The following is a 21,680-nucleotide window of genomic DNA, read 5'->3' on the forward strand; positions in this document are numbered from 1 at the left end:
ACCGTGGGCCGCCGTCATGGGCCATCCTTGGCCCAGGACGGCTAACCCGGCGTCCTGCCGGGTTACCCACGCTCCAAAGCCTGCGTTCGGCCAGCGTGGTTTAACGGGGCGCCTAAGATCAAGATCAAAAGCAAGAGCACAGCGGCCTACCGGCCGGCTTGAGTGTTGAAAATCAAAAGCTAAAGCGGGCACGGTCAAATGTGGGAGCGGGCTTGCTCGCGAAGGTCGTTAACGATGACGCGGGCATTCTGGATGAACGCGGCGCTCTCAGGTTTTTCGCGAGCAAGCCCGCTCCCACAGAAAAGCAGCTCTGCTTTCGCTCTGGATCTTGCCTCTGCTTTTAACACTCAAGCCGGCCGGTAGGCCGCTGTGCTTTTGCTTTTGACTTGATCTGACTGCCCCAATGAGCCCGAGGCCGAACGCAGGCAGTGCGAAGCGGGCCGCTGTAAGAGCGGAACCATAAGCGGCCGTTACCGAAATAACGGATATGCCCCCACCTCAAATCCACCCCAACCAACTCCAATACGTAGCCGCAAACACCAACATCAACCCATATCCAATCAACGTCACCAAAATCCCGACCTTGGCAAACTGCCGCGCGGTAAACGTGCCGGTCCCCAAACACACCATATTCTGCGGCGCATTGATGGGCAGGATAAACCCGTAGCTCATTACAAACCCCAGGAGCATCGTCATCCCCAGCCGACTGAACTCCCCGGGCAACGTCTGCAACACCGCAATCAAAATCGGCAACAACGCCGAGGTCAACGCCGTGGCACTGGCAAACCCCAAATGAATCACGATCAAAAACGCCCCCAGAATCGCAAACACCCCCAGCGGCCCCACCTGGTCCAACCCGGTATGCGCCACCACCTGCGATCCCAGCCACTGCCCCGCCTGGGTGGTCAGCAACGCCGTCCCCAGGCTGATGCCAACCCCAAACACAATCACCGTGCCCCACGGAATCCGCGACTGCACATCCTTCCAGGTCATCACCCCGATCCCCGGCATCAGCAAGAACACCAGCCCGGCATACGTCGTCGAGGTCGTATCAAAGCTGTGCAACCGCCCTTCCGTGGCCCAGGCCAACAACAGCAACACCGACACCGTCAGCAAGCGCTTCTGCGGCCCCGTCATCGGCCCGATGTCCACCAGCGATTGCGCCACCGCCTCCTTGCCTCCGGGAATGCTGTCACTCTCCGGCGGCAGCAGCTTCAACACCAAAAACAACAACACCGCCGACATGATCAGCGCCCACGGCGCCCCGGCGATCAACCAGTCGATCCACGACACCCGCTGCCCCAGCATCTTGTCCATAAAGCCAACCGTCAGCAGGTTCTGCGCCGCCGCCGTCTGGATACCGACGTTCCAGATGCTCGTACCCTGGGCCACGACGATCATGATCCCGGCCGCAATATTCGAACGTTTGTCCACGCCAAACGCGGCAATCACCCCCATCATGATCGGCACCACACACGCACTGCGGGCCGTGGCGCTGGGCACCACCAGGCTCAAGAGGATGGTCACGGCAACTGCCCCGACGAGAATGCCCCGGGTGCTGGTACCCACGCGGGTCAGGGTGACCAACGCGATGCGCCGGTCCAGCCCGGTATGGGTCATGGCTGCGGCGATAAACAACGCGCCGGCCACCAGCGCCAGCGCCGGGTTGGAAAACCCCGTCAACGCCATGCTGATGGCCGGGCTGGAACCGATCAGGTGCGTCGGGTCTTGCAGCGACGGCGCAGTGCCGAGCAAAAAAGCCATCAATGAGGTGATCATGATCGCGCTGGCCTCGTAGGAGACCGCTTCGGTGATCCATACCACCACCGCAAACGCGAGGATCGCCAGCATCCGGTGCCCGGCCACCGGCAAGTCGGCCGGCAGCGGCAACAGCAGCACGCCGACCATCACCAGTACGCCGACCACCAGGCCCAGGGGCAACTTGAATGAAGCAGCTGTTGTTGCGGGGGCACTCATGGGGTTCTCCGTCGGCCGTGAAATCTGGCCCACAGCATGAGGCAAAGCGTCACGCCCGGTGTTGACGGGTATCAAGTGGCTAGGCCAATAACTGGGTCAACACCGCCCGCAACTTGCCGGGCTTGACCGGCTTGTTGAGCAATGGCACGTCCAGGCGCTGCAATGCACGGCGGCATTGGTCGGTGCGGTCGGCGGTGATAATCACTGCCGGAATCCTGCAGCCAAAATGCTCGCGCAACTGGTGCACGACCTCACAGCCCACCACGCCATGGTCCAGGTGATAGTCCGCGAGAATCAGCTCCGGTGCCCGGCCCTGCAACGCAACCAGTGCGCCGGCCTGATCGGTCGCAGTGACCACTTCGCAGCCCCACTGCCCAAGCAGCGCGCTCATGCTGTCGAGGATGCCGACTTCGTTGTCCAGCACCAGCAGCCGCCTCCCCGGCAACGGGTTGCCGGTGCTCGGTTGCGCGGCCACCACACTGATGGGCAGCGGCATGTCCTCGCTGATGGGGACTTCGATGCTGAACATCGAACCGCGCCCCGGCCACGAACGCACCGCCACCGGATAACCGAGGACCTCGGCGATACGCTCGACAATCGCCAACCCCAGTCCCACGCCCTTGCGGTCGGCGGCGCGGCCCACGTCCAGTTGATTGAACTCCAGGAAGATGGCGTCCAGACGGTCCGCCGCAATTCCGCGCCCGGTGTCCCACACCTCCAGGCGCAACCGCTCACCCCGGCGGCGGGCGCCCAGCAGGATGGAGCCCGCGCTCGTGTAGCGGCAGGCGTTGCTGAGGAAATTGCGCAGGATCCGCGTCACCAGCCGCAGGTCGGTGTTGATTGCGTAATGGCCTGTACGCGCCCGCAGGTTCAGCCCGGACGCCGCGGCCACCGACTGGAATTCCGAGACCAGCGGTGCGAACAGTTCGTCGAGACGGTACAGGGCGATGTCCGGCTTGACCGCCGCTTGATCGAGTCGGGAAATGTCCAGCAAGTCGGTGAGCAAATCCTCGGCGCCTTCCAGGGCCTGATGGGTGCGCTCCACCAACACGTGTTCGACGCTGGGCAAGTTGCGCTCGCGCAGGGTGGAAATCAGCAAGCGTGCGGCGTTGAGGGGTTGCAGCAGGTCATGACTGGCGGCGGCAAGGTATTTGTCCTTGCTGCGGTTGGCGGCCTGGGCGGCATCCCGGGCATCGCGCAGGTCCTGCTCGATCTTCTCGCGCTGGGCGATTTGCTGTTGCAGGTTGCGGTTGGCTTCCAGCAACTCGTCGGTACGCGCCGCGACCCGCTGTTCCAATTCGTCGTTGAGGCGGATGTAGCGATTGCGCTCGGCTTCCAGCTCGTCGAGGCGCGCGGTCAGTTCGGGGTAATGACTCTTGCGCGCCGAGTGGTTGCCCAGCCCCAGCAGCCCCGCGAGTGCCCGTTGCTGATCGTCAGAGAGCTTCGCCATAGACGACCTCGACGTCACGCTGGCTGGACTCACGCGGGTTGGTAAGGATGCACGGGTCGTGCATGGCGTGCTGCGACAGAAAGGGAATGTCCGCCACTCGAATCCCATGCAGGCCGAGGGTTTCATGGAAGCCGATCGCATGCTTCAACGCGATCAAATGGTCCACCAGCCGGCCGCAGATTTGCCGGTGGTTGAGGCCCCGGCAATCAATGCCGAAGGTCTCGGCAATCACCTTGAAACGCTCCGGTGCCGCGCTGTAGTTGAACGCCACCACATGTTCCACCAGCACCGCGTTGCACAGGCCATGGGGCAGGTCGAGAAAGCCGCCAAGGCTGTGGGACATGGCATGCACCGCGCCGAGGATCGCGTTGGAAAACGCCAGCCCGGCCTGCATGCTGCCCAGCATGATTTTCTCCCGCAGGGCGATGTCGCCGGGGTTGGCGATCATCTGCACCAGGTTGCCATTGATCAGGCGCATGGCTTCCAGCGCGTGGGGATCGGTCAGCGGGCCGTGGCCGGTGGACACGAAGGCCTCGATGGCATGCACCAGCGCATCGATGCCGGTACAGGCCGAGAGAAACGGGTCCATGCTCGCCGTGGTTTCCGGGTCGATCAGTGAAACATCGGGCACCACCGCCTTGCTGACGATGGAGAACTTCATGCGCTCCTGCTGGTTGGAAATGATCACGAACTGCGAGACATCCGCCGAGGAGCCCGCGGTAGTCGGGATCAGGATCAGCGGCGGGCTCGGCACGCGGATGGTGTCGACGCCTTCGAAGTCGAGGATGCTGCAGCCATGGGCGACCACGATGCCGATGGCCTTGCCGCAGTCCATCGGGCTGCCGCCACCGACGGCGACGATCACGTCGCAATGGTTTTCACGGTAGACCTCGGCGCCGAGCATCACCTCTTCAACCCGGGGGTTGGGCGAAACGGCGGTGTACAGGCAGTAGTCGATGCCGATGGCTTGCAGGCTGGCCTCGACATCGGCCACCCAGCCGACAGCAACCACGCCGGGATCACTCACCACCAACACCTTGCGCGCGCCAAAGGTCTTGGCGTAGTTGCCTACGTTGTGCCGGCAGCCGGCGCCAAAGATGATTTCAGGGGAAACGAATTTACGCAGGAGACTCAGGTTCGGGCTCATTGGTAAGCCTGTTTTTATTATTCTGGAAGATGCGCTCCACACTAACCCATCCGACACTGATTGCAATCAGACCAATGGGTGGCGCTGAAACCGCGACGTACGGCACGATCTACTACTTTGGTACTGATTCCCCTCTCTATCGTCGCATTCCCAAGGCATCGAGACTGGCATGTAATGGGCGCATGACCCTATGGATCGGGCCTGCTTGAATAAGCAAAAATAATAAGGCGAACGTCCATGTACAAAATTCTGATAGCCGACGATCACCCACTGTTTCGCGAGGCGATCCACAACGTCATCAGCGACGGGTTCCCGGGCAGCGAAGTGATGGAAACCGGCGACCTGGACAGCGCCCTGGCCCTGAGCCAGGAGCACGACGACCTGGATCTGATCCTGCTGGACCTGAACATGCCGGGCATGCACGGCCTCAATGGCCTGATCAACCTGCGCAACGAGTCGCCGACGATTCCGGTGGTGATCGTGTCTGCCGAGCAGGACAAGCAGGTCGTGCTGCAAGCCATCACCTATGGCGCGGTGGGGTTTATCACCAAGTCCTCGCCCAGGCTGCAGATGACCGAGGCAATCCAACAGATTCTCAACGGCAATGTGTATTTGCCGCCGGAGATTATTCGCAGCCAGAAAATCGGCGGGCAACGCCGCATGAATGATTGCCTGGGGCTTGCGCCGGAGCTGCTGCAGGCCCTGACCCGCAAGCAATTGCTGGTGCTGGAGCGGATGACCAAGGGTGACTCGAACAAGCAGATCGCCTATAGCCTGGAGATTGCCGAGACCACGGTGAAGGCCCATGTCTCGGCGATCCTGCGCAAGTTGAACGTGCACAATCGGGTGCAGGCGATTCTCAGCGCTGGGGACATCGACTTTGGTGCCTACCTGCGGCGCTGATACCCGTGCATTTCAAGGCACCTGCATGAGGGCCCGAAACAGCATGCCCGCCGCCACCAGCACACACAGGGTGGCAAAACCCACCTGCAAGGTGCGCGCCTTGATCACCGAGCACAGGCGCCGCCCCGCCAACATGCCGACAATGCTCGAACCGATAAACACCCAGCCCATCGGCTCGATACTGACCCCGGCATGAAACGCACCGATCACGCCGATCAACGAGATCAGGCTGATCACCATCAGCGAGGTGGCGACGATGCCGCGCATCTGCACATCGGTCAGTTGCTTGAACGCCGGTACGATCAGGAAGCCGCCGCCCACGCCGAGCAAGCCCGACACCGCACCGGTCACTGCGCCGAGTGCTGCCAGGGTGGCGGTGCATTTGGCGGTCCAGGAAAAGCGCCCGGTCTGTTGGTCGAGCATGCAGTTCTTCTGGCCCCACGACGCGGTGCCGTGGTCGCTCGGCCCGGCCTCAAGCTTCTCCCGTTGCAGCATGCGCCAGGCCACCAGCACCATCAGCGCACTGAACAGGCCCATCAGGACTTTCTCCGACATCTGGTGGGCGAAGAACACCCCCAGCGGCGAAAACAGCGCGCCGAGCAGCGCAATCAGCAGCGCCGCACGGTAGCGCACCAGGCCATGGCGCAAACCGTCGACAGCCCCCACGGCAGCGGCCGCGCCCACCGCGAACAACGACACGGGCGCGGCCTGGGTCATGGTCAACCCCAGCCCCAATACCAGGGCCGGGACACCAAGAATGCCGCCTCCGGCACCGGTCAAGCCCATGACCAACCCCATCAACACGCCCAGAAAACTTGCCAGCAGCATAGGGTTGCCTCAATCCACCTTGGCCAGACGGGTCAGCCACTCGCGGCCCTTGAGCATGCCGTTCCAGTAGAACCACGGCAGGAAACTCGCCTTGAGGAACCACGCCGAACGCCGCGCCACAGTCGGGTCGAGGGGAAAGGTCGGCAGCAACTTGCCGCCATAGCCGAACTCGGCCAGCACCACCTTGCCCTTCTCCACGGTCAGCGGGCAGGAGCCATAGCCGTCGTATTTGAGGGGCAACGGTGCCTGTCTGCGCAGGGCCAGCAGGTTTTCCGCCACCACCACGATTTGCTTGCGCACCGCCGCGGCGGTCTTGGCGTTGGTGGTGGAACACACATCGCCCAGGCCGAAGATGTGCGGGTAGCGCAGGTGTTGCAGGCTCTGGGGATTCACTTCGCACCAGCCGGCGGCATCGGCCAGGGGGCTGTGGCGAATGAAGTCCGGCGAGACCTGTGGCGGGACGACGTGCAGCAGGTCGAAGGTTTTCTCTTCGACGCGCACATTGCCTTCGGCGTCCTTGATTTCGAACCAGGCCTTGCGCGCGGGGCCGTCGACCTTGACCAGGTTGGAGTTGAATGCCAGTTGCGCCGAGTACTTTTCAACGTACTTCATCAGCGGCGGCACGAAGGTCGGCACGCCGAACAAGGCGGCACCAGCCAGGTTGAATTCGACCTTGATGTTTTTCAGGTCACCCTGGCGGAGCCAGTGATCGCACGACAGGTACATGGCTTTTTGCGGAGCGCCGGCACATTTGATCGGCATGGCCGGTTGGGTAAAGATCGCCTTGCCATTTTTGAGTTGCTGCACCAGTTGCCAGGTGTAGGCGGCGTGCTCATAGCTGTAGTTGGACGTTACGCCATGCCGGCCGAGGGTCTCTTGCAGGCCTTCGATCTTCTCCCAGGCCAGGCGCAGGCCCGGGCACACGATGAGGTTCTTCCAGCTGACGCGCTGGCCGCTGTCGAGCACCAGGGTTTGCTCGTCGGGCACTAATTCGCTGACCGCGGCCTGGATCCAGGTGACGCCGTTGGGCAGCACGTCGGCCATGGGGCGCACGGTCCTGGTAACGTCATAAGCCCCACCGCCCACCAGGGTCCAGGCCGGCTGGTAGTAGTGGTGGTCGCTGGGCTCGATCAGGATGATGTTCAGGTGCGGGTCGCGCTTGAGCAGGCTGGCCAGCAGGCCGATGCCTGCCGAGCCGCCACCGATGACAACGATATCGCCACTGATGGTAGGTCCCCAGTGTTGGTCGTTCATGGTCTATGGCCTTTTTCAGTTAATGCACGCAAGGGTCGTTGCCGTATGGCACCACGCCCTAGCTGTTTGCCACCACGATGCCATCCTTTGCCTCGGGTCCTTTAATTCACTTAAGCTCACAAGGTTATGTGGAAACCTAACTGAATGTAAGTCGCCATTAGCTATCTGGGAAACCCGTCATGTCAGCGTTGATTCAATCCTTTCTGGACGAGGCGTCGTCGACCTACACCTACGTCGTCTATGAAACGGACGGTGGCCCATGCGCCATCGTTGATTCGGTGCTCAACTACGACCCGGCCTCCGGACGCACCGGCACCGGCCAGGCGGACAAGGTGATCGCGTTTGTGCGCGAGCATGGCTTGCAGGTGCAGTGGTTGCTGGAAACCCACGCCCATGCGGATCATCTGTCGGCTGCGCCTTATTTGCGTCGCCAGCTGGGGGGCAAGATCGCGATTGGCCAGTCCATCAGCAAGGTGCAGGGAGTGTTCAAGAACCTGTTCAACCTGGAGCCGGAGTTTCGGGTGGATGGGTCGCAGTTCGACCATCTGTTTGCGCCGGATGAGGTGTTTCACATCGGCAACCTGAAGGCCCAGGCGCTGCATGTGCCGGGGCATACGCCGGCGGATATGGCTTACCTGATTGATGACCAGTTGATTCTGGTGGGCGACACGCTGTTCATGCCGGATGTGGGCACGGCGCGCTGCGATTTCCCTGGTGGGGATGCGCGCCAGCTGTATGCATCGATGCGCAAGTTGTTGGCCTTCGCGCCTGAAACCCGCCTTTATGTGTGCCATGACTATCCGCCCGAAGGACGCGCAGCCAAGTGCCTGACCACGGTGGCTGAACAGCGGGCGGGGAATATTCATGTGCATGACGGGGTGGATGAGGCGGCGTTTGTCGAGATGCGCACCACGCGGGATGCCGGGTTGGGCATGCCGACGCTGTTGTTGCCGGCGATTCAGGTGAATGTGCGGGCCGGGGTGATGCCGCCGGCGGAAGGAAATGGGGTGGTTTATTTGAAGATTCCCCTCAACCAGCTTTGAAATGCACTACAAAATGTGGGAGCGGGCTTGCTCGCGAATGCGGTGTATCAGTCTATATTTTCGGTGACTGACACTCCCCATTCGCGAGCAAGCCCGCTCCCACATTTTTTTTGTGTCGTTCGTTAGCCGAGGTTGATGCCGTTGGCCGGTAGCGGCAGTGCGGTCTTGTAGCGCACTTGCTTGAGGGCAAAGCTGGAGCGGATGTTGGCGACACCCGGGACTTTGGTCAGGAAGTCCATCATGAAACGCTCCAGGGACTGGATGGTCGGCACCAGCACCCGAATCAGATAATCGGGGTCGCCGGCCATCAGGTAGCACTCCATCACTTCGGGGCGATCCGAAATCGCCCCTTCGAATTGCTGCAATGCCAATTCGTTCTGCTTTTCCAGGCTGACGTGGATGAACACATTGACGTGCAGCCCCAGCAGGTCGGCGTCCAGCAGCGTCACCTGGTCGCGAATCAGCCCCAGTTCTTCCATGGCCTTGACCCGGTTGAAACACGGCGTGGGCGACAGGTTGACCGAGCGGGCCAGGTCGGCGTTGGTGATGCGGGCGTTCTCCTGAAGGGCGTTCAGAATGCCGATATCGATACGGTCCAGTTTGCGCATGAGACAAAACCACCTGTTTATTATGTTTATGCAGTTTTTTTATCCCCAAATGATCTCCAACGCAACGAAACAGAGATAAATATTCTCCTGAGCCGAGCCTATGATTGTTGTAGGACAAGATTTCTTCTACCCGAAGAAGGACTGTCAGCTACCGCGCCCACTACAAGAAATTCACAAGATAGAGCGTAGAAAGCCATGACTCAGCAGTACGAACCACTGCGCCTGCACGTTCCCGAACCCTCGGGCCGCCCAGGCTGCAAGACCGACTTTACCTACCTGCGCCTGACTGACGCGGGCCTGGTGCGCAAACCTCCAATTGACGTAGAACCCGCCGACACCGCCGACCTGGCCAAAGGCCTGATTCGCGTGCTCGACGATCAGGGCCAGGCCCTCGGCCCATGGGCTGAAGGCGTGCCAGTCGAGATTCTGCGCAAGGGCATGCGCGCCATGCTCAAGACGCGGATCTTCGACAACCGCATGGTGGTCGCCCAGCGTCAGAAGAAGATGTCGTTCTACATGCAGAGCCTCGGCGAAGAAGCCATCGGCAGCGCCCAGGCCCTGGCCTTGAACATCGACGACATGTGCTTCCCCACCTACCGCCAGCAAAGCATCCTGATGGCCCGGGAAGTGCCGCTGGTAGACCTGATCTGCCAACTGCTGTCCAACGAGCGCGACCCGCTCAAGGGCCGCCAGTTGCCGATCATGTACTCGGTAAAAGATGCCGGCTTCTTCACGATTTCCGGCAACCTCGCCACCCAATTCGTACAAGGCGTGGGCTGGGGCATGGCCTCGGCCATCAAGGGCGATACCAAGATTGCCTCGGCCTGGATCGGCGACGGCGCCACCGCTGAGTCCGACTTCCACACCGCCCTCACCTTCGCCCACGTGTACCGGGCACCAGTGATTCTTAACGTGGTGAATAACCAGTGGGCGATCTCCACCTTCCAGGCCATTGCCGGCGGTGAAGCCACGACCTTTGCCGGACGCGGCGTAGGTTGCGGTATCGCCTCACTGCGGGTGGACGGCAACGATTTTGTCGCGGTGTACGCCGCCTCCGCCTGGGCCGCCGAACGCGCCCGCCGCAACCTGGGCCCGACCCTGATCGAGTGGGTGACCTACCGTGCCGGCCCGCACTCCACCTCCGATGACCCGTCCAAATACCGTCCCGCCGACGACTGGAGCCACTTCCCGCTGGGCGACCCGATTGCCCGGCTCAAGCAGCACCTGATCAAGATTGGTCAGTGGTCCGAAGAGGAACACGCGGCGGTCAGTGCCGAACTTGAAGCCGAAGTGCTCAAGGCCCAGAAAGAAGCCGAACAGTACGGCACCCTGGCCGGTGGCCAGATTCCAAGCGCCGCGACCATGTTCGAAGACGTTTATAAAGAGATGCCGGAGCACTTGAAGCGCCAGCGTCAAGAGTTGGGGATCTGACATGAACGATCACAACAACAATATCGAGCTGGAAACCGCCATGACCACCACGACCATGACCATGATCCAGGCCTTGCGCTCGGCCATGGATGTGATGCTTGAGCGAGACGACAATGTGGTGGTGTTCGGCCAGGACGTCGGTTACTTCGGCGGCGTGTTCCGCTGCACCGAAGGCCTGCAGAACAAGTACGGCACCTCGCGGGTGTTCGACGCACCGATCTCCGAAAGCGGGATCGTCGGCGTGGCGGTCGGCATGGGCGCCTATGGCCTGCGGCCGGTGGCCGAGATTCAGTTCGCCGACTACGTGTACCCCGCCACTGACCAGATCATTTCCGAAGCGGCCCGCCTGCGTTATCGCTCGGCGGGCCAGTTCACGGCACCGCTGACCATGCGCATGCCCTGCGGCGGCGGCATCTACGGCGGCCAGACCCACAGCCAGAGTATTGAAGCGGTGTTCACCCAGGTCTGCGGCCTGCGCACGGTGATGCCGTCCAATCCGTACGACGCCAAGGGCCTGCTGATCGCCTCCATCGAAAACGATGACCCGGTGATCTTCCTCGAACCCAAGCGCCTGTATAACGGCCCGTTCGACGGCCACCACGACCGCCCGGTAACCCCGTGGTCGAAACACCCGCAAGCGCAGGTGCCGGACGGTTACTACACCGTGCCGCTGGATGTGGCCGCCATCGCCCGTCCGGGCAAGGACGTGACGATCCTCACCTACGGCACCACGGTGTATGTGTCGCAAGTCGCCGCCGAAGAAACCGGCATCGACGCCGAAGTCATCGACCTGCGCAGCCTGTGGCCGCTGGACCTGGAAACCATCGTCAATTCCGTGAAGAAAACCCGTCGCTGCGTGATCGTTCACGAAGCCACCCGTACCTGCGGGTTCGGCGCCGAGCTGGTGGCGCTGGTGCAGGAGCATTGCTTCCACTACCTGGAAGCGCCGATCGAGCGCGTCACCGGTTGGGATACCCCGTATCCCCACGCGCAAGAGTGGGCGTATTTCCCTGGCCCGACCCGTGTGGGCGCGGCTTTGCATCGGGTTATGGAGGTCTGAATGGGCACGCACGTTATCAAGATGCCGGACATTGGCGAAGGCATCGCAGAAGTTGAATTGTCAGTATGGCACGTCAAGGTCGGCGACCTGGTGGTAGAAGACCAGGTGCTGGCGGACGTGATGACCGACAAGGCCATGGTGGACATTCCGTCGCCGGTGCACGGCAAGGTGATTTCCCTCGGCGGCGAGCCGGGGGAAGTCATGGCGGTGGGCAGTGTTTTGATCAGTATCGAAGTGGAAGGCGCGGGCAATACCCGGGAATCGGCAGTGGTTGAAGACCTCGCGCCGGTACCCGCACCGGCGCCGAAAGTTGAAGCCAAGGCCGCGCCCGTGGTTGAGCCCAAACCGGCAGCCAAACCTGCGGTGGCGGCTGCGCAAGCGCCCGTGGCCCGCGAGGCCGATGACCGCCCGCTGGCCTCCCCGGCCGTGCGCAAACATGCGCTGGATGCTGGCATCCAGCTACGACTGGTCCAGGGCTCCGGCCCGGCCGGCCGGATTCTGCATGAAGATCTGGACGCTTACTTGCTCCAGGGTCCGGCGAAAAATTCCGGGGCCTCCAACCCGTACGCCGAACGCAACGACGAGCAGCAAATCCCGGTGATCGGCATGCGCCGCAAGATCGCCCAGCGCATGCAGGACGCCACCCGGCGCGCCGCGCATTTCAGCTATGTGGAAGAGATCGACGTCACGGCCCTCGATGAGTTGCGCGTGCACCTCAACGAGAAACACGGCGCTACCCGCGGCAAGCTGACGCTGCTGCCGTTCCTGGTGCGGGCCATGGTCGTCGCATTGCGCGACTATCCGCAGATCAACGCGCGTTATGACGACGAAGCCCAGGTCATCACCCGCCTCGGCGCGGTGCATGTGGGTGTCGCCACCCAGAGCGATGTCGGCCTGATGGTGCCGGTGGTGCGTCACGCCGAAGCCCGCGACCTGTGGGGCACGGCGCAAGAAATCAATCGCTTGGCGAATGCGGCGCGCAATGGCAAGGCCAGTCGCGATGAGCTGTCGGGCTCGAGCATCACCCTGACCAGCCTCGGTGCGTTGGGCGGGATTGTCAGCACCCCGGTGCTGAACCTGCCGGAAGTGGCCATCGTCGGGGTCAACCGCATTGTCGAGCGGCCGATGGTGATCAAGGGCCAGATCGTGATCCGCAAGATGATGAACCTCTCCAGCTCCTTCGATCACCGGGTGGTCGATGGCATGGACGCGGCGCAATTCATCCAGGCCATCCGTGGCCTGCTCGAACAACCCGCCAGCCTGTTCCTGGAGTAACCCATGTCTCAAACATTGCACACCACGCTGCTGATCATCGGCGGTGGGCCTGGCGGTTACGTGGCAGCGATTCGCGCCGGCCAGCTGGGCATCCCGACCATCCTGGTGGAAGGCCAATCGCTGGGCGGCACCTGCCTGAACATCGGCTGCATTCCGTCCAAGGCGCTGATCCATGTCGCCGAACAGTTCCAGCAAACCGTGCACCACAGCCAGGGTTCGCCGTTGGGTATCGAAGTCGATGTGCCGACCCTGGACATCGGCAAAAGCGTTGAATGGAAAGACGGCATCGTCGACCGCCTGACCACCGGCGTAGCCGCGCTGCTGAAAAAACACAAGGTCCAGGTCATCCAGGGCTGGGCCAAGGTCGTGGACGGCAAGACCGTCGTTGTCGGCGACCAGCGCATCCAGTGTGAACACCTGTTGCTGGCCACCGGCTCGAAAAGTGTCAACCTGCCGATGCTGCCGATTGGCGGGCCGATCATCTCCTCCACCGAAGCCCTGGCGCCGAAACGCATCCCGAAACGCTTGATCGTGGTGGGCGGCGGCTACATTGGCCTGGAATTGGGGATTGCCTATCGCAAGCTCGGTGCCGAGGTCAGCGTGGTTGAGGCCCAGGACCGGATTTTGCCGGCCTACGACGCCGAACTGACCCAACCGGTGGCCGAATCCCTGAAGCAACTGGGGGTGAAGGTGTTCCTCAAACACAGCGTCACCGGTTTCGAGAACAATACCCTGCAAGTGCGCGACCCCAGCGGCGAGACGCTGTCGCTGGAAACCGACCAGGTGCTGGTTGCCGTTGGTCGCAAACCCAACACCCAGGGCTGGAACCTCGAAGCCTTGAACCTGGACATGAACGGCTCGGCGATCAAGATCGACAGCCGCTGCCAGACCAGCATGCGCAATGTGTGGGCCATCGGCGACCTCAGCGGTGAACCGATGCTCGCCCACCGGGCCATGGCCCAGGGCGAAATGGTCGCCGAACTGATCAGCGGTAAATCCCGCGAATTCAACCCGGCCGCGATCCCGGCGGTGTGCTTCACCGACCCGGAACTGGTAGTGGTCGGCAAGACCCCGGACGAGGCCAGGGCGGCCGGGCTGGACTGCATCGTGTCGAGCTTCCCGTTCGCCGCCAATGGCCGGGCCATGACCCTGGAGTCGAAAACCGGCTTCGTGCGGGTAGTGGCGCGCCGCGACAATCACCTGATCGTCGGCTGGCAGGCGGTAGGCGTTGGCGTCTCGGAACTGTCCACGGCCTTCGGCCTGAGCCTGGAAATGGGTTCACGCCTGGAAGACGTGGCGGGCACCATCCACGCCCACCCGACACTCGGCGAAGCGGTACAGGAAGCAGCCCTGCGGGCCCTGGGGCATGCATTGCACCTTTGAGACCGCAGTGGCGCCATCGCAGGCAAGCCAGCTCCCACAAGGGATCGGCATTCGACAGGGCAACACGGTCGAATGTGGGAGCCGGGCTTGCCCGCGATGACGGTGGATCGGCCAACCAGGATGTCGAATGGTCCACCTGCCCCGCTCCCACACAAGCCAAGAATGAAGTATTGTTGCGCCCATCCAGAAATAAACCATAAGCCTGCCTTCGACCAGGCGGTTGACAAAAGATAGAGGGTGTCATGGGTAACGAAAGCATCAATTGGGACAAGCTGGGTTTTGACTACATCAAGACCGACAAGCGTTTCCTCCAGACCTGGAAAGACGGCGAGTGGCAAAAAGGCACCCTGACCGACGACAACGTGCTGCACATCAGCGAGGGCTCCACCGCCCTGCACTACGGCCAGCAATGCTTTGAAGGCCTCAAGGCCTACCGCTGCAAGGACGGTTCGATCAACCTGTTCCGCCCCGACCAGAACGCTGCGCGCATGCAGCGCAGCTGTGGCCGCCTGCTGATGCCACAAGTGCCGACCGACGCCTTCATCGAAGCCTGCAAGGAAGTGGTCCGCGCCAACGAGCGGTTCATCCCGCCGTACGGCACCGGCGGCGCGCTGTACCTGCGCCCGTTCGTGATCGGCACCGGTGACAACATCGGCGTGCGCACCGCGCCGGAATTCATCTTCTCGATCTTCTGCATCCCGGTCGGCGCCTACTTCAAGGGCGGCCTGACCCCGCACAACTTCCTGATCTCCGGCTACGACCGTGCGGCTCCCAACGGCACCGGCGCCGCCAAGGTCGGTGGCAACTACGCCGCCAGCCTGATGCCTGGTTCCCTGGCGAAAAAAGCCAACTTCGCCGACTGCATCTACCTCGACCCGGCCACCCACTCGAAGATCGAAGAAGTCGGCTCGGCCAACTTCTTCGGGATCACCCACGACAACAAGTTCGTCACCCCGAACTCGCCGTCGGTGTTGCCAGGCATCACCCGCCTGTCGCTGATCGAGCTGGCAAAATCCCGCCTGGGCCTGGAAGTGGTTGAAGGCGACGTGCTGATCGACAAGCTGTCGGACTTCAAGGAAGCCGGCGCCTGCGGCACCGCCGCCGTGATCACCCCGATCGGCGGCATCGAGTACAAAGACAAGCTGCACGTGTTCTACAGCGAAAAAGAAGTCGGCCCGGTCACCCAGAAGCTCTACAAAGAGCTGACTGGCGTACAGTCCGGCGACGTCGAAGCGCCTGAGGGCTGGATCGTCAAGGTCTAAGCAACCGGCTGCCAGCAACACCACAAAACCAATGTGGGAGCTGGCTTGCCTGCGATAGCGGAGTATCAGTCGACACGTTTATTGACTGACCCACCGCCATCGCAGGCAAGCCCGCTCCCACATTTGGTTTCCAGCGTTTGGAAAACCGGGCTTCAGGCCTTATCCATCGGGATGTTTTCCAGGATCTTCTTGCCCATGCTGATCCGCGGCTCCGCGCCATAACCCAGCGCCTCATAAAACCCCATCACCGCGTCATTGCCACTGGTGATCTGCAGGTTGATCTTCATGCAACCCAGCGCCGTCAACGCCTGCTCCGCATGCCGCACCAACGAAGCGCCCAGGCCCTGGCGGCGATAGTCGTTGTGCACCGCCACTGAATACAACCAGCCACGATGCCCGTCGTAGCCGGCGAGGACGGTACCGATCACCGCCTTCTTGTCGGTGGCCACGAAGAACAACCCATCGTTGACCGCCAGCTTCTTGTCGATCGCCAGGCTCGGCAGGTTATGCGCCGCGTCATAACCAAACGCCGCCTGCCACAACGCCACCACCTGCGCCCGATGGGCCCGATCGCGATAGACGCCGATGGGATGGCGGGATGACAACGCCTTCTCCATCACCAGCGTGCGTTCATTGCCATGGTAGACATCGCGCACCGTGTGGAAACCGAGCTTGGTGTAGAACGGCTCGGCCGTCAGCGAAGACGGCACATGCAACAAGGTCACCCCGGCTTCCCGGGCGCGCAGCTCGATTTCAATCATCAGCAAGCGCCCGATGCCCTGCCCTTGCAGCGCCGGATTGACGAATACCGAGCGCACCACATTGGCGTCAAGTGCCGCCGTGGCAACGATCACCTCATCCTGAATGGCCACCAGCACCGTTCGACGCGCGAGCAACGCAACGACAGCCTCGGGAGTAAAGTTGCTCGCCACCCGCGCAATCACATCCGCCGGATAATCCCGGGCGTTGCTGTCATGCAGGGCCGCCAGGATGACCTGGCTGATGCCCTCGGCATCGGTAGTTTGGGCGAGACGAACTTCAGTGGGCATGGACACTCCTTAATGACGGACTCAATTCCTGCAGCGCCCCCATACTAATGTGGGAGCTGGCTTGCCTGCGATAGCGGTCTGTCAGTCAATCAAGTATCGACTGACAGACCGCTATCGCAGGCAAGCCAGCTCCCACAGTTGATCAGCTTTGTTCCTTCAATCTCACCCGGCAGCCGATTCGGCTGCCCCACCCCACTTTTCAGCTTTCCCGGCTGAGCCACCCCCTCACTTCAGCCGGGATTCTTCCTTCACACCGCACAAAATAGCCTCACTGCCCAACCCATGGACCCGTGCCCCCATGCAAACCACCAACACTGTCCTGATGATCCGCCCGGCGCACTTCGCCTTCAACCCGGACACCGCGATCAACAACCGCTTCCAGCGCGCGCCCCTCGACCCATTGGCCGCACAGCAGAAAGCGCTGGAAGAGTTCGACGGCTACGTCGACACCCTGCGCCACCACGGCGTGGAAGTGCTGGTGGTACAAGACACCCCCGCTCCCCATACCCCGGATTCGATCTTCCCCAACAACTGGTGGAGCAGCCACGCCGACGGCAGCCTGGTGCTGTACCCGATGGAAGGCCGGAACCGACGACTGGAACGCGACAAAGGCGTACTGCAAGTGCTGGAGCAACGCTTCGCGATCCACAACACCATCGACTTCAGCCACCTCGAACAACAGAACATGTTCCTCGAAGGCACCGGCAGCATGGTCCTCGACCGCCAGCACCGCATCAGCTACGCCTGCCATTCCGGACGGACCCATCAGGATGCCCTGCGCCAGTTCGCCGAACGCCTGGACTACCAGGTCTGCGTATTCCACGCCGTCGACCGCCACCACGCGCCGATCTACCACAGCAACGTAATGATGAGTGTCGGCCGCGACCTCTCCGTGGTGTGCCTGCAAGCCCTGCCCGATGACCACGAGCGCCAGGCCCTTGAACGCTCCCTGCGGGACACCGGCAAAGACATCGTCGCCCTGGACTTCGACCAGCTGGAAGCCTTCGCCGGCAACATGCTCGAAGTCCATGACCGCGACGGCCAGCCGCTGCTGGTGATGTCGGCCAGCGCCTGGGGCTCGCTCAAGCCCGCCCAGCGCCAGCACGTGGAGCGCCACACCCGGCCGGTGGTGGTGAACATCGACAACATCGAACGCATCGGCGGCGGCAGTGCCCGCTGCATGTTGGCGGAAGTACATCTGCCCGCCCGCCCCTCATTTCAATAAGGAGTCTTCCCATGACCCGCTATATCGACGTCAACGACTTGAGCTACCTGGTTTCGCAAAAAGGCCTGCAAACCTGCATCACCGAGATGGCCGAGTACATCCGCGCCGACTACCTGCGCTGGCAGGACTTTGAAAAATGCGCACGCCTGGCCAACCATTCCCCCGAGGGCGTGATCGAGCTGATGCCGGTGTCCGACGCGTCGCTGTACGCCTTCAAATACGTGAACGGCCACCCGAAAAACACCCAGAGCGGCATGCTCACCGTCATGGCCTTCGGCGCCCTGGGTGATGTGGACACCGGCAAACCGGTGCTGCTGGCGGAAATGACCCTGACCACCGCGATCCGCACGGCCGCCACCTCGGCCCTGGTGGCGCGCTACCTGGCCCGGGACAACAGCCGCAGCATGGCGCTGATCGGCAACGGCTCCCAGAGCGAGTTCCAGGCCCTGGCCTTCCACGCGATGCTGGGCATCACTGAAATCCGCCTGTTCGACATCGACGCCAAGGCCACCGCCAAACTGGCCGCCAACCTCAAAGCCTTCCCGGCGATCAAGGTGATCCTGGCAGGCAGCGTTGCCGAAGCCGTGAAAGGCGCCGACATCGTCACCACCGTCACCGCCGACAAGGCCTACGCCACCATTCTCACGGACGAGATGATCGAACCGGGCATGCACCTGAATGCCGTCGGTGGCGACTGCCCCGGCAAGACCGAGCTGGACCGACGAATCGTCGAACGGGCCCGCGTGATTGTCGAGTACGAGCCACAAAGCCGCATCGAAGGCGAAATCCAGCACATGCCGGAAGATTCGCCGGTCACCGAGCTGTGGCAAGTGATCAACGGCCAGGCGCCAGGCCGCGAAAACGCGCGCCAGGTCACCCTGTTCGACTCGGTAGGTTTTGCCATCGAAGACTACTCCGCCCTGCGTTACGTACTGGACGTGGCCAAGGCGCTGGACGTGGGCAGCGAACTGGAACTGGTGCCGGACCTTGCCGACCCCAAGGACCTGTTTGCCCGCCTGGCCCAAGCACCGGTGGCACAGCAGAAAAAGCGCGCCTGAGACCGCTCTGGCCTGCCGCTTTGCGGGAAAGGCAGGCCGGAAAAACCCGGTCAACAAGCCGATTCAGCGGGTGCCGCAGCCGTTTCCGCTGTGACCCGCGTTTTAACAGCACATTCCGCCCGCCGCGGCAGGGGTAAACGACACAAAAAACGCACCATCTTGAAGCATTCTCTCTGACAACAAACAGCCCAATGTGGCGAGGCAGCCCAATGTGGCGAGGGAGCTTGCTCCCGCTGGAGTGCGTAGCGCTCCCGGGATTTTGGGGCCGCTGCGCAGCCCAGCGGGAGCAAGCTCCCTCGCCACAAAAGCCAGCTCGCCTTAGCTTTCAACTTTTCTACTGCCCTGACATCAATTACAAAATATAGGGAATACACATGACTCCGCTCCGATCACTTTTCGCTGCGCTGCTCCTGCCATTGGCCGCAACCGCTGCCCAGGCTCAGGAATGGAAAGAAATCCGCTTTGGGGTTTTCCCCGAATACCCACCGTTTGAATCCGTCGCCGCCGACGGCAGCCTGCAAGGTTTCGACATCGACCTGGGCAACGCCATCTGCGCCAAGCTGGAAGTCAAATGCGTGTGGGTCCACAACGAATTCGACGGCATGATCCCGGCCCTGCGCGCCCGCAAGTTCGACGCCATCATGTCCTCCATGGCCGTGACCCCGGCCCGCCAGAAAGTCATCGACTTCAGCGACCGGCTGTTCCTCAGCCCGACCTCGGTGATCACCCGCAAAAGCGCCGACTTCGGCGACACCCCCGAATCCCTGAAAGGCAAACAGGTTGGCGTGCTGCAAGGCTCGCTGCAGGAAGCCTACGCCCGTGCGCACCTGGCCAAGCTTGGGGCGCAGATCAAGGCGTACCAGTCCCAGGAACAGAACTACGCCGACCTGCAAAACGGCCGCCTCGACGCCACCCTGACCGACAAGCTGGAAGCCCAGCTCAACTTCCTGTCCAAGCCTGAAGGTGCCGACTTCAAGACCGGCCCGGCCTTCAAGGACCCGACCCTGCCGCTCGACATCGCCATGGGCCTGCGCAAGAACGACAAGGACCTGGTGGAGCTGATCAACAAAGGCATCGCCGCCGTCCAGGCCGATGGCACCTACACGCAGATCCAGAAGAAATACTTCGGCGATCAGGATATCTACAACGAGTAACGCCTCATGTGGGAGCGAGCTTGTGTGGGAGCGGGCTTGCTCGCGAAAGCGGTGGGTCAGTCACACATGTATTGACTGAAACTCTGTCTTCGCGAGCAAGCCCGCTCCCACACAAGCTCGCTCCCACCGTAAAACTCTGCGCGCCATCGAGATACTTCCCATGAATGAACTCCTCAACTTGCAAGGCTTCGGCCCGCTGCTGGCCCAGGGTGCCTGGATGACGGTCAAGCTGGCGTTCCTGGCGCTGCTGCTGAGCCTGTCCCTGGGACTGATCGCCGCCGCCGCCAAGCTCTCCAGCGTCAAGCTGCTGCGGGTTCCGGCCACGCTCTACACCACGCTGATTCGCAGCGTGCCGGACCTGGTGCTGATCCTGCTGATTTTCTACAGCCTGCAACTGTGGCTGAACGACCTGAGTGAAATGCTCGGCTGGGCCTACTTCGAAATCGACCCGTTCACCGCCGGTGTCATCACCCTCGGTTTTATCTACGGTGCGTATTTCACCGAAAACTTTCGCGGGGCGATTCTCAGCGTGCCCGCCGGCCAACTCGAAGCCGCCACCGCCTACGGCCTGAGCCGCTGGCAGCGCTTTCGCCTGGTGCTGTTCCCGCAACTGATGCGCTTTGCCCTGCCGGGCCTGGGCAACAACTGGCTGGTGCTGCTCAAGTCCACCGCGCTGGTGTCGATCATCGGCCTGTCAGACCTGGTCAAGGCCGCACAAAACGCCGGCAAGACCACCAATGACCCGCTGTATTTCCTGATCCTCGCGGGCCTGGTGTACCTGGTGATCACCACCCTCTCCAACCGCATCTTCAAACGCCTGGAACGGCGCTACAACGTGGGCATCAAGGGGATGGCGCGATGATCGAACTGATCCAGCAATACGGCCTGGCCTACCTGTTCACCGACGGTAACGGCTTTTCCGGGGTGGCGATGACCCTGTGGCTGTTCATTATCTCGGTGGTGCTGGGCTTCATCCTCTCGATCCCGCTGGCGATCGCGCGGGTCTCGGAACACTTCTGGATTCGCTGGCCAGTGGAGGTCTACACCTACCTGTTTCGCGGCACGCCGCTGTATATCCAGTTGCTGATTTGCTACACCGGCCTCTACGGCCTGGACGTGGTGCAGGACAACGCCCTGCTCAACCAGTTTTTTCGCAATGCACTGAACTGCACGCTGCTGGCGTTTGTACTGAACACGTGCGCCTACACCGTGGAAATCTTTGCCGGGGCGATTCGCAACATCCCCCACGGCGAGATCGAAGCCGCCAAGGCCTACGGCCTGCATGGCTGGCGCCTGAACCTGTTTGTGGTAGTGCCCGCCGCACTGCGTCGCGCACTGCCGGCCTACAGCAATGAAATGATCCTGATGCTGCACGCCACGTCCCTGGCGTTCACCGCCACCATCGCCGACATCCTCAAGGTGGCTCGCGACGCCAACGCCGAGACGTTCCTGACGTTCCAGGCCTTCGGCATCGCCGCCCTGTTGTACATGCTGCTGTCCTTTGCACTGGTGGGCCTGTTTCGACTGGCCGAACGTCGCTGGATGCGTTTTCTTGTTCCTACCCGAGGCTAAC

At 62.0% G+C, this 21,680-nt stretch carries 19 protein-coding genes; 12 read left to right on the plus strand and 7 right to left on the minus strand.

All coding sequences use genetic code 11. From position 1 onward, the window contains the following. Positions 1-498 precede the first annotated feature (498 nt). From HX811_RS25175 to ercA, 3 genes are all read right to left on the minus strand, one after another. On the minus strand, positions 499-1,977 hold the full coding sequence (locus HX811_RS25175; RefSeq protein WP_134327016.1) for a DASS family sodium-coupled anion symporter: 1,479 nt from the start codon (positions 1,975-1,977) through the stop codon (positions 499-501). A 79-nt stretch (positions 1,978-2,056) separates the two neighbouring features. Beyond that, complete coding sequence (locus HX811_RS25180; RefSeq protein WP_003207799.1) at positions 2,057-3,427, minus strand: hybrid sensor histidine kinase/response regulator; 1,371 nt, start codon at positions 3,425-3,427, stop codon at positions 2,057-2,059. Continuing rightward, positions 3,411-4,574 carry an alcohol dehydrogenase-like regulatory protein ErcA gene (ercA, locus tag HX811_RS25185; protein WP_003207798.1) on the minus strand — a complete coding sequence of 388 codons (1,164 nt, stop codon included), beginning with the start codon at positions 4,572-4,574 and terminating at the stop codon, positions 3,411-3,413. The genes HX811_RS25180 and ercA overlap by 17 nt, the downstream gene beginning before the upstream one ends. 237 nt (positions 4,575-4,811) lie before the next feature. On the opposite strand from ercA, the gene HX811_RS25190 reads away from it, so the two are divergent. Next, positions 4,812-5,477 carry a response regulator transcription factor gene (locus HX811_RS25190; RefSeq protein ID WP_063028558.1) on the plus strand — a complete coding sequence of 222 codons (666 nt, stop codon included), beginning with the start codon at positions 4,812-4,814 and terminating at the stop codon, positions 5,475-5,477. Positions 5,478-5,489: 12 nt separating this feature from the next. On the opposite strand, the gene HX811_RS25195 is transcribed toward HX811_RS25190, so the two are convergent. Both HX811_RS25195 and HX811_RS25200 read right to left on the minus strand, forming a co-directional pair. Continuing rightward, positions 5,490-6,305, minus strand: coding sequence for a sulfite exporter TauE/SafE family protein (locus HX811_RS25195; protein WP_102369555.1), 816 nt, complete (start codon positions 6,303-6,305; stop codon positions 5,490-5,492). A gap of 9 nt (positions 6,306-6,314) precedes the next feature. Next, positions 6,315-7,559, minus strand: a complete 1,245-nt coding sequence (locus tag HX811_RS25200) for an FAD/NAD(P)-binding oxidoreductase (RefSeq protein WP_177047867.1) — start codon at positions 7,557-7,559, stop codon at positions 6,315-6,317. 179 nt (positions 7,560-7,738) lie between these two features. Here HX811_RS25200 and HX811_RS25205 point away from each other — a divergent pair, with 179 nt between their 5' ends. After that, the gene (locus HX811_RS25205) at positions 7,739-8,602 is read left to right on the plus strand and encodes an MBL fold metallo-hydrolase (RefSeq protein WP_177047869.1); all 864 of its coding nucleotides are present in this window, start codon (positions 7,739-7,741) and stop codon (positions 8,600-8,602) included. Positions 8,603-8,724: 122 nt separating this feature from the next. Here HX811_RS25205 and bkdR read toward each other — a convergent pair whose 3' ends face one another. After that, positions 8,725-9,210, minus strand: coding sequence for a Bkd operon transcriptional regulator BkdR (gene bkdR / locus HX811_RS25210; protein WP_003212855.1), 486 nt, complete (start codon positions 9,208-9,210; stop codon positions 8,725-8,727). A gap of 195 nt (positions 9,211-9,405) precedes the next feature. Between bkdR and HX811_RS25215 the strand changes: the two genes are divergently transcribed. The 5 genes from HX811_RS25215 to HX811_RS25235 all read left to right on the plus strand — a co-directional run bounded on the left by HX811_RS25215 (position 9,406) and on the right by HX811_RS25235 (position 15,621). Beyond that, positions 9,406-10,641 (plus strand): 3-methyl-2-oxobutanoate dehydrogenase (2-methylpropanoyl-transferring) subunit alpha, encoded by a 1,236-nt coding sequence (locus tag HX811_RS25215; RefSeq protein ID WP_003212857.1) that lies wholly within the window; start codon positions 9,406-9,408, stop codon positions 10,639-10,641. A gap of 1 nt (position 10,642) precedes the next feature. Then, positions 10,643-11,701: an alpha-ketoacid dehydrogenase subunit beta gene (locus tag HX811_RS25220; RefSeq protein ID WP_003212859.1), complete on the plus strand. Its 1,059-nt coding sequence runs from the start codon at positions 10,643-10,645 to the stop codon at positions 11,699-11,701. Beyond that, positions 11,702-12,976: a dihydrolipoamide acetyltransferase family protein gene (locus tag HX811_RS25225; RefSeq protein ID WP_003212860.1), complete on the plus strand. Its 1,275-nt coding sequence runs from the start codon at positions 11,702-11,704 to the stop codon at positions 12,974-12,976. Between the two features lie 3 nt (positions 12,977-12,979). Continuing rightward, positions 12,980-14,359 (plus strand): dihydrolipoyl dehydrogenase, encoded by a 1,380-nt coding sequence (lpdA, locus tag HX811_RS25230; protein ID WP_177047871.1) that lies wholly within the window; start codon positions 12,980-12,982, stop codon positions 14,357-14,359. Positions 14,360-14,601: 242 nt separating this feature from the next. Continuing rightward, positions 14,602-15,621: a branched-chain amino acid aminotransferase gene (locus HX811_RS25235; RefSeq protein WP_003212864.1), complete on the plus strand. Its 1,020-nt coding sequence runs from the start codon at positions 14,602-14,604 to the stop codon at positions 15,619-15,621. Between the two features lie 152 nt (positions 15,622-15,773). Here the strand turns inward: HX811_RS25235 and HX811_RS25240 are convergent, their stop codons facing one another. Beyond that, positions 15,774-16,670, minus strand: coding sequence for a GNAT family acetyltransferase (locus HX811_RS25240; protein ID WP_177047873.1), 897 nt, complete (start codon positions 16,668-16,670; stop codon positions 15,774-15,776). A 298-nt stretch (positions 16,671-16,968) separates the two neighbouring features. Here HX811_RS25240 and ctlX point away from each other — a divergent pair, with 298 nt between their 5' ends. From ctlX to HX811_RS25265, 5 genes are all read left to right on the plus strand, one after another. Further along, the gene (gene ctlX / locus HX811_RS25245; protein ID WP_087694491.1) at positions 16,969-17,895 is read left to right on the plus strand and encodes a citrulline utilization hydrolase CtlX; all 927 of its coding nucleotides are present in this window, start codon (positions 16,969-16,971) and stop codon (positions 17,893-17,895) included. An 11-nt stretch (positions 17,896-17,906) separates the two neighbouring features. After that, positions 17,907-18,953, plus strand: a complete 1,047-nt coding sequence (locus HX811_RS25250; RefSeq protein ID WP_003212869.1) for an ornithine cyclodeaminase — start codon at positions 17,907-17,909, stop codon at positions 18,951-18,953. A gap of 374 nt (positions 18,954-19,327) precedes the next feature. Then, complete coding sequence (locus HX811_RS25255; RefSeq protein WP_003212870.1) at positions 19,328-20,107, plus strand: ABC transporter substrate-binding protein; 780 nt, start codon at positions 19,328-19,330, stop codon at positions 20,105-20,107. A 160-nt stretch (positions 20,108-20,267) separates the two neighbouring features. Next, positions 20,268-20,969 (plus strand): ABC transporter permease, encoded by a 702-nt coding sequence (locus HX811_RS25260; protein WP_063028536.1) that lies wholly within the window; start codon positions 20,268-20,270, stop codon positions 20,967-20,969. After that, the gene (locus tag HX811_RS25265) at positions 20,966-21,679 is read left to right on the plus strand and encodes an ABC transporter permease (RefSeq protein ID WP_003208574.1); all 714 of its coding nucleotides are present in this window, start codon (positions 20,966-20,968) and stop codon (positions 21,677-21,679) included. Before HX811_RS25260 ends, HX811_RS25265 begins: the two co-directional genes overlap by 4 nt. Position 21,680: the final 1 nt, after the last annotated feature.

The sequence above is a fragment of the Pseudomonas sp. F8002 genome, from assembly GCF_013385495.1.
GTDB lineage: Bacteria > Pseudomonadota > Gammaproteobacteria > Pseudomonadales > Pseudomonadaceae > Aquipseudomonas.

What these genes read in the sequence shown, in the direction of transcription:
- HX811_RS25200 (WP_177047867.1), bottom strand. Translation starts at nt 7,559, where the DNA reads ATGAACGACCAACACTGGGGACCTACCATCAGTGGCGATATCGTTGTC.
- HX811_RS25255 (WP_003212870.1), top strand. Translation starts at nt 19,328, where the DNA reads ATGACTCCGCTCCGATCACTTTTCGCTGCGCTGCTCCTGCCATTGGCC.
- HX811_RS25220 (WP_003212859.1), top strand. Translation starts at nt 10,643, where the DNA reads ATGAACGATCACAACAACAATATCGAGCTGGAAACCGCCATGACCACC.
- HX811_RS25215 (WP_003212857.1), top strand. Translation starts at nt 9,406, where the DNA reads ATGACTCAGCAGTACGAACCACTGCGCCTGCACGTTCCCGAACCCTCG.
- HX811_RS25175 (WP_134327016.1), bottom strand. Translation starts at nt 1,977, where the DNA reads ATGAGTGCCCCCGCAACAACAGCTGCTTCATTCAAGTTGCCCCTGGGC.
- HX811_RS25250 (WP_003212869.1), top strand. Translation starts at nt 17,907, where the DNA reads ATGACCCGCTATATCGACGTCAACGACTTGAGCTACCTGGTTTCGCAA.
- HX811_RS25260 (WP_063028536.1), top strand. Translation starts at nt 20,268, where the DNA reads ATGAATGAACTCCTCAACTTGCAAGGCTTCGGCCCGCTGCTGGCCCAG.
- HX811_RS25190 (WP_063028558.1), top strand. Translation starts at nt 4,812, where the DNA reads ATGTACAAAATTCTGATAGCCGACGATCACCCACTGTTTCGCGAGGCG.
- HX811_RS25240 (WP_177047873.1), bottom strand. Translation starts at nt 16,670, where the DNA reads ATGCCCACTGAAGTTCGTCTCGCCCAAACTACCGATGCCGAGGGCATC.
- HX811_RS25235 (WP_003212864.1), top strand. Translation starts at nt 14,602, where the DNA reads ATGGGTAACGAAAGCATCAATTGGGACAAGCTGGGTTTTGACTACATC.
- HX811_RS25265 (WP_003208574.1), top strand. Translation starts at nt 20,966, where the DNA reads ATGATCGAACTGATCCAGCAATACGGCCTGGCCTACCTGTTCACCGAC.
- ercA (WP_003207798.1), bottom strand. Translation starts at nt 4,574, where the DNA reads ATGAGCCCGAACCTGAGTCTCCTGCGTAAATTCGTTTCCCCTGAAATC.
- ctlX (WP_087694491.1), top strand. Translation starts at nt 16,969, where the DNA reads ATGCAAACCACCAACACTGTCCTGATGATCCGCCCGGCGCACTTCGCC.
- HX811_RS25205 (WP_177047869.1), top strand. Translation starts at nt 7,739, where the DNA reads ATGTCAGCGTTGATTCAATCCTTTCTGGACGAGGCGTCGTCGACCTAC.
- bkdR (WP_003212855.1), bottom strand. Translation starts at nt 9,210, where the DNA reads ATGCGCAAACTGGACCGTATCGATATCGGCATTCTGAACGCCCTTCAG.
- lpdA (WP_177047871.1), top strand. Translation starts at nt 12,980, where the DNA reads ATGTCTCAAACATTGCACACCACGCTGCTGATCATCGGCGGTGGGCCT.
- HX811_RS25195 (WP_102369555.1), bottom strand. Translation starts at nt 6,305, where the DNA reads ATGCTGCTGGCAAGTTTTCTGGGCGTGTTGATGGGGTTGGTCATGGGC.
- HX811_RS25225 (WP_003212860.1), top strand. Translation starts at nt 11,702, where the DNA reads ATGGGCACGCACGTTATCAAGATGCCGGACATTGGCGAAGGCATCGCA.
- HX811_RS25180 (WP_003207799.1), bottom strand. Translation starts at nt 3,427, where the DNA reads ATGGCGAAGCTCTCTGACGATCAGCAACGGGCACTCGCGGGGCTGCTG.